General features: G+C 56.1%; 6 protein-coding genes and 1 pseudogene. 6 read left to right on the top strand and 1 reads right to left on the bottom strand.

The window, feature by feature from the left end; all coding sequences use genetic code 11:
- The 3 genes from MHM37_RS17050 to MHM37_RS17040 form a co-directional block, all read left to right on the top strand.
- Positions 1–444 (top strand): thioredoxin domain-containing protein (locus MHM37_RS17050; RefSeq protein WP_239379736.1); only part of this gene is annotated, 444 nt, incomplete at its 5' end.
- The gene (locus MHM37_RS17045; protein WP_022521291.1) at positions 444–1433 is read left to right on the top strand and encodes a M23 family metallopeptidase; all 990 of its coding nucleotides are present in this window, start codon (positions 444–446) and stop codon (positions 1431–1433) included. The genes MHM37_RS17050 and MHM37_RS17045, both read left to right, overlap by 1 nt.
- 112 nt (positions 1434–1545) lie before the next feature.
- Positions 1546–2328, top strand: coding sequence for a ZIP family metal transporter (locus MHM37_RS17040; protein WP_016916429.1), 783 nt, complete (start codon positions 1546–1548; stop codon positions 2326–2328).
- A gap of 28 nt (positions 2329–2356) precedes the next feature.
- On the opposite strand, the gene MHM37_RS17035 is transcribed toward MHM37_RS17040, so the two are convergent.
- A complete protein-coding gene (locus MHM37_RS17035) occupies positions 2357–2815 on the bottom strand; it encodes a helix-turn-helix domain-containing protein (protein WP_022521290.1) in 459 nt (152 codons plus the stop codon).
- A gap of 86 nt (positions 2816–2901) precedes the next feature.
- Here MHM37_RS17035 and MHM37_RS17030 point away from each other — a divergent pair, with 86 nt between their 5' ends.
- The 3 genes and pseudogenes from MHM37_RS17030 to MHM37_RS17020 all read left to right on the top strand — a co-directional run.
- Positions 2902–5088: a heavy metal translocating P-type ATPase gene (locus MHM37_RS17030; RefSeq protein WP_172422356.1), complete on the top strand. Its 2187-nt coding sequence runs from the start codon at positions 2902–2904 to the stop codon at positions 5086–5088.
- A complete protein-coding gene (lspA, locus tag MHM37_RS17025; protein WP_016916426.1) occupies positions 5085–5588 on the top strand; it encodes a signal peptidase II in 504 nt (167 codons plus the stop codon). Before MHM37_RS17030 ends, lspA begins: the two co-directional genes overlap by 4 nt.
- A gap of 4 nt (positions 5589–5592) precedes the next feature.
- Positions 5593–6184: pseudogene (locus MHM37_RS17020) on the top strand (apolipoprotein N-acyltransferase); the annotation flags it as partial.

Below are 6184 nucleotides of genomic sequence, written 5' to 3'. Positions count from 1 at the left end.
CCCCTGACAAAAAGTATTCTGGAAACCTACCCAGAAAAAGTGCGGCTCATCGTGCGCTACACTCCTTTCCACGGCGACGTATCGGACAAGGCCATTCGGGTATTAGAAGTTGCTCGTCGTCAGGGCGTCTTTGAACCGGTACTGGAGAGGCTGCTGGCTCGCCAGGATCAATGGGCTTCACATGGCAGTTTTGATGAATCCGCTATCCTCGATATCGCGAGCCAAGGAGGCCTTGATTTAGCGGCTGCCGAAGAGCAACTGACTTCTGCTGAGGTGCAGGCGGTGATTGACCAAGACATGGCGGATGTCAGAGCCAATCAGATTCGCCAAACACCTACCTTTTTTGTCAATGGCGAGCCTTTAGACCCCTTTGGTATGCAAGAGCTGATTGATGCCGTCGAGAGTGAAGTAGCGGAGATCTCTGGGGAAGAGGATGGCCAGTGATGCAGCGCTGGTGGTTACTAGGCTTGGTGGGCTTTTACCCCTTGCTAGCCGAAGCCAATTGGCAAACGCATCTGTCATTGCCTCCGTCTGAACTTAGCCCTGTCAAGTTACAGGCGGCTAGCGAGCAAGAAGGCACATTACCGCTCGATAGCGTTGATACCCTAACCTTTGGGCGTGATGTCGTCATTGATACCACCCTCTACGAGGCCTTGGCAGCAGAAGGTGTCCCAACGCGTTTCGCCACTAAACTGGAAACACTGCTCAGCGAGTTTATCGCAGCGCCGCTGGAGTTTTCTGGCAGTGAACGTATTCAATTAGTGTGGGAGGAAGATCGACGCCAGGACGGCGCCCGTGTTGGGCCACCACGCCTCAGTTATGCCGCTCTGCCTGATCAGGCAGAGCCCTTGGAGGTCATATGGCCGGTCACCCAAAAGGGGGACGTAGCTCTTTTCAAAAGCGACACCCTGCTAGGCACGTTGCGGTTGCCCGTGCTTAGTGCCCGCTTAACGTCTCGCTTTGGGAATCGGCGACATCCTGTGTATGGAGGGATGCGTCCTCATAATGGAATTGACTTGGCTGCGCCGACAGGAACGCCGGTCATTGCCACCGCACCTGGGCGCGTATTCTTTATGGGTCGCCAAGGGGGATATGGGCAGGTGATCGAGGTGGAGCACGACACAGGGGCCATTAGTCGCTACACACACCTTAGCCGATTCTCCCCACAGCTAGTGGTTGGGGATTTAGTCAATGCGGGAGAGTCGCTCGGAGAGGTAGGTTCCTCCGGGGTCGCCACGGGCCCCAACCTGCATTACGAAGTGAGAGTCAATAACCAGCCTGTTGATCCCCTTGGTCAAGGTCAACGCATCATGTTGGGTGAGCAGCCGACTCAAGGTGAATATCAAGCGTCACTTTACGAGGCAAGAGATCGCTTGGAACAAGCTATCGGCACGGCGTCCATTTATGACTTGATCTCGTTTAACGAGCCGTAACCACCCGTGCTTAGCAACGTTGCATGGATTGTTAGTAACGTGAACGTGTGCTTGCCTCGTTATGGAACCCTAGCGCTGTGATCACTCATCTAACACAAGACAGGTAATCGGTATGGAAGAGGTTTCTCTCGTCACAATGGGGGTATTGGGAAGCCTTGCCGCGGGCTTGATGACGGCTGTCGGGGCGCTTCCTATCTTGTTTACCAAAAGACCGAATCGTGGTGTTCGCGATTTAGCGTTGGGGTTCGCCGCTGGCGTCATGCTAGCGGCCTCTTTCTTCTCACTGATCATACCCTCCTTAGAAGCCTCGGAGCTGCGTTATGGCGGTAGCGTGGTACCTGCTGCCATTGCCTGTGCGGCCATCTTGCTAGGGATTGGAATGGTCGCACTACTGAACGAACTCTTACCTCATGAGCACTTCGAACAGGGGCGAGAAGGGCCAGAGGCTGCCTCACTACGTCGTATCTGGTTGTTTATTATTGCCATTACGATACACAACCTGCCAGAGGGGCTGGCCGTTGGCGTGGCCTTCGGCGCAGGGGGAAGCGAAGGAGGCATTCCACTAGCGATTGGCATTGGACTTCAGAATGCCCCAGAAGGACTGGCCGTAGCAGTATCACTGCTAGGCGTGGGCTATTCACGTTGGCGGTCATGGACGATTGCCGCCCTTACGGGGCTTGTTGAGCCGTTAGGTGGCTTATTAGGCGCTGGAGTCATCAGCATGTCACAAGCGCTACTGCCCTGGGGGTTGGCCTTTGCAGCGGGGGCGATGTTGTATGTGATCAGTCATGAGATTATTCCCGAAACTCATCGAAGCGGGCACCAAAAAAAGGCCACGCTGGGCCTCTCCATCGGATTGGTACTCATGCTGTTTTTGGATGTTTCGCTGGGCTAACCATTGGGCGTGGGGCGTAGCGTTAGTGCTAACCCAAGTCGTGAGCCCCTCCGTGCGATTTTTCAGTGATACAGAGCTGATGATCACTGATGACCTCAATGATTCGGCAGCTTTCCACTTTACCACCGGCACACTGTGTGACCATCCGTTGAAGCTCCTCACGCAGTATGGACAGTCGTTGAAGGCGGGACTCCACTTTCTTTAGGTGATGCGTGGCGATGGCATCGACTTCTTGGCAAGGCATATCAGGTTGATCTGACATGGCCAAAAGCTCTCGCACTGACTCCACCGAAAAGCCAAAGTCACGGGCATGACGAATAAAGGTCAAGCGCCGCACAGCGTCGTCTCCATAGCGGCGCTGCCCTCCGCCGGTTCGTGTCGCATCGCGCAACAGCCCAATACGCTCGTAATAGCGAACCGTTTCAGGTTTGCAATCGGCTCGTCGTGCTAACTCACCAATGCTGATACTTTGGCCGATCATCGACATGGTAAAACTCCTTACGCAGGGCTTGAAGCTGTAGTTGCTACAAGGTTTACACTTAAAAACCATAGCCCATTGGCAGGAGAGGCACCATGAAAACATCAACGCCGACAACAGCGCCTACCACCTTGACGCTGCGTGTTGAAGGCATGGACTGCGGCGGTTGTGAGCGCAAGGTTGTGTCGGCGCTAGAGCGACTGGAAGGCATTGAGGAAGTCACGGCAAGCTCGGTCACGGGATCGGTGAAGATTCACCACCACGATCACGGGGCCCCCTCGCGAAAGACCATTGAGGGCATCCTGAACGAACTAGGCTATCAAGTGGCTTCCCATGATGGCCAAACACGCGCATCTGGTGCTTCATCCTCTTGGTGGCAAACCGCTAAAGGGCGCTTGGTCATTATCACAGGAAATCTGCTGATAGTGGCCTTCGCGCTTCGTTTAGCATGGCCTGCGCTGGGTAATATGCCTTTCATTTTGGCCACGCTAGTCGGCTTAATACCCATTGCGCAGAGTGCCTGGGGCGCCCTCAAAATGCGCAATCCCTTTACCATCGAGATGCTGATGTGCATCGCTGCGCTTGGCGCATTGGCCATCAATGCTGCCGCTGAAGCTGCGATGGTCGTGTTCTTGTTCGCCGTAGGTGAGCTACTCGAAGGGGTAGCTGCTTCACGAGCGCGCCGCAGTATCTCAGCCTTGGCAAATTTAACACCCTCAACGGCGAGGCTGATGGACAATGGCCATCTGCGTGACGTCTCGGCGGAGTCACTTAAACCCGGGCAGCGTGTGCTGGTGCGGCCCGGTGATCGCGTACCCTGCGATGGACGCATCCTGGTGGGCACCTCCGACATTGACGAGTCGCCGGTAAACGGCGAGTCCATACCCCGTTCGCGAGCGCCTGGTGATGACATTTTTGCTGGCACAGTGAATCTTGATGCCGCCCTGGAGGTGGAGGTAACACGAGGCGCTGATGACAATACGATCGCACGCGTTATTCGTCTGGTTGAAGAAGCACAGGCCGCCAAGGCACCGATAGCACGCTTTATTGATCGTTTTGCGTATTACTATATGCCCGCCGTCGTCTTACTCGCCCTACTGATGGCGATAGTGCCACCGCTGGTATCGACCATGGCATGGTCGGAGTCGATTTACCGTGCGTTAGCATTGCTGTTAATCGCATGCCCCTGCGCGTTAGTCATTTCCACCCCAGCCGCCATCGCCGCCGGTCTCTCGGCGGGAGCTCGGCGCGGACTACTGATCAAAGGGGGAGCCGTTCTTGAACAGTTAGGTAAGCTTCGCTTGGTGGCATTAGATAAAACGGGCACCCTCACTGCGGGTACCCCAAGAGTCACAGATGTGGAGTCTTGGATTGCTGAGGAAGACGATAACAGCGTATTGCGGCTCGCCGCCGCAATAGAGCGGGATTCCAGTCACCCTATCGCCACGGCTATCGTTGAGCATGCCCGACAGTCGGGCATCAACCTCCCCACCGTCACCGGCGGCCGCGCTCTGGCGGGGCGCGGTGTTTCCGGCCAGGTGGAGGGTCGCGAGCTGAGCTTAATGACGCCTCGTCACCTTCACGAGAAAGTCATCCTTGAGGAAAGTCTCAGTGCTCGGATTGTCGCGTTAGAAGAAGCCGGTAAGAGCCTCGCTCTCCTCGTCGAAGGCGAGCGTTTACTGGGCTTGATCGCGGTTCGCGATGAGCCACGCGAAGATGCCATTGAAGGCCTAGCGGCGCTATCCCGTTTAGGCGTACAGGCGGTCATGCTCAGCGGTGATAATGCCCGCACCGTCGCTGCCACGGGGGGTCGCTTAGGCATTGAAGCGTACGGCGAACTAATGCCTGAAGACAAGGCAGCGTATGTTCGAGACTGGCAAGCGGCTGGCCGTGGCCCCATCGGTAAAGTAGGCGATGGCATCAACGATGCACCGGCACTCGCGGCAGCCGATGTGGGTATCGCGATGGGGGGCGGCACGGATGTGGCGTTGGAAACCGCCGATGCAGCCTTGCTCAAGAACCGCGTTACCGGCATCGCTGAGCTGATAGACCTCTCTCGTGCCACGCTGCGCAATGTGAAAACCAACGTTGTTCTCGCCCTTGGCTTAAAAGCCATTTTCCTAGTTACAACGGCGCTGGGTATTACCGGCATGTGGATTGCGGTGATGGCCGATACCGGTGCTACCGTCCTGGTGACGTTGAACGCCATGCGACTGCTGGGTTACCGCTTTTCGCCCAGTACCGCAATGACAGGCCTGTCACAAGGAAAAACAACGTCATGAGAACAGCGCCAAACGATAGCCCTTCACGTCGCTGGCCATGGTTCACATTAGCTTGCGTGATGGCTCTAGCCGATCAACTGGTCAAGGAAATTGTGCATGCCCAGATGTCGTTTGGCCAAGTCATTCCGCTAACGCCGTTTTTTAACTGGGTTTATACCGGGAACACAGGAGCCGCTTTCAGCTTTCTCGCAGAAGCAGGGGGTTGGCAGCGCTACCTCTTTCTTGGTTTAGCGTTGGTGGTGGTCGTCGTATTGGTTGTGCAGCTATGCAAACCCCTGTCGCGCTTGGAGGCCTGTGCGTACAGCCTGATTCTTGGCGGCGCGCTCGGTAATACTGTTGATCGCTTAGCGCGAGGGTACGTCGTCGACTATCTGGACATTTACTGGGGCGAATGGCATTGGCCCGCCTTTAACATGGCCGATATCGCGCTATTTGCCGGTGTATTGATGTTCGCGGTGGCGTTATGGCGTGAAAGTCCTGCTTTTAAGCGCTCTGAGTAACGCTATGGATGTGGTCGATAAAGATAAAGAATATACGCTTTTTGCTGGGCGCTCCTCACCAATAGTCGATTGCGTTGTAGCGCTCGCCGCTGGGGTGCTGACCACCTTGAGTGCCGCCCCCTTTTCCCTATGGTGGCTTGGCCCAGTGAGCGTGGCACTGGTCTATTGGAGAATAGCGTCGCTAACGCCCGCCATGGCCACCCTGCGAGGGTGGTGTTATGGGGTAGGCCTGTTCGGTTCAGGCACGTCGTGGGTCTTCGTTGCTATTCACGATTTCGGTGGCACCGGGGCCTTGGTGGCGATGTTCCTCACCACGCTATTTGTTAGCGTCCTGGCGCTCTTCTTTGCAGTCCCCTTTGGGCTCTATCGACGCATCACGGGGCCACGGTTCGCCTTTCTTAGCTTTGCCGGTATGTGGGTGGTGAGCGAATGGCTACGCACCTGGTTGCTCACCGGCTTTCCCTGGTTATTGCTGGGCACCTCTCAGATAGATTCTCCACTAGCCCCATGGGCGCCCGTTGGTGGTGTGTACTTGCTGTCACTCATGACCGCGCTGACAGGTACGTTAGGGGTAGAGGTACTGCGTCGCCGCTGGA

It is taken from the genome of Halomonas sp. MMH1-48, assembly GCF_022348105.1.
In the GTDB taxonomy this organism is placed as follows: Bacteria; Pseudomonadota; Gammaproteobacteria; order Pseudomonadales; family Halomonadaceae; genus Vreelandella; species Vreelandella piezotolerans.
Note: the sequence above shows the minus strand (reverse complement) of the source record. Positions and strands in the feature narration are given on the sequence as shown.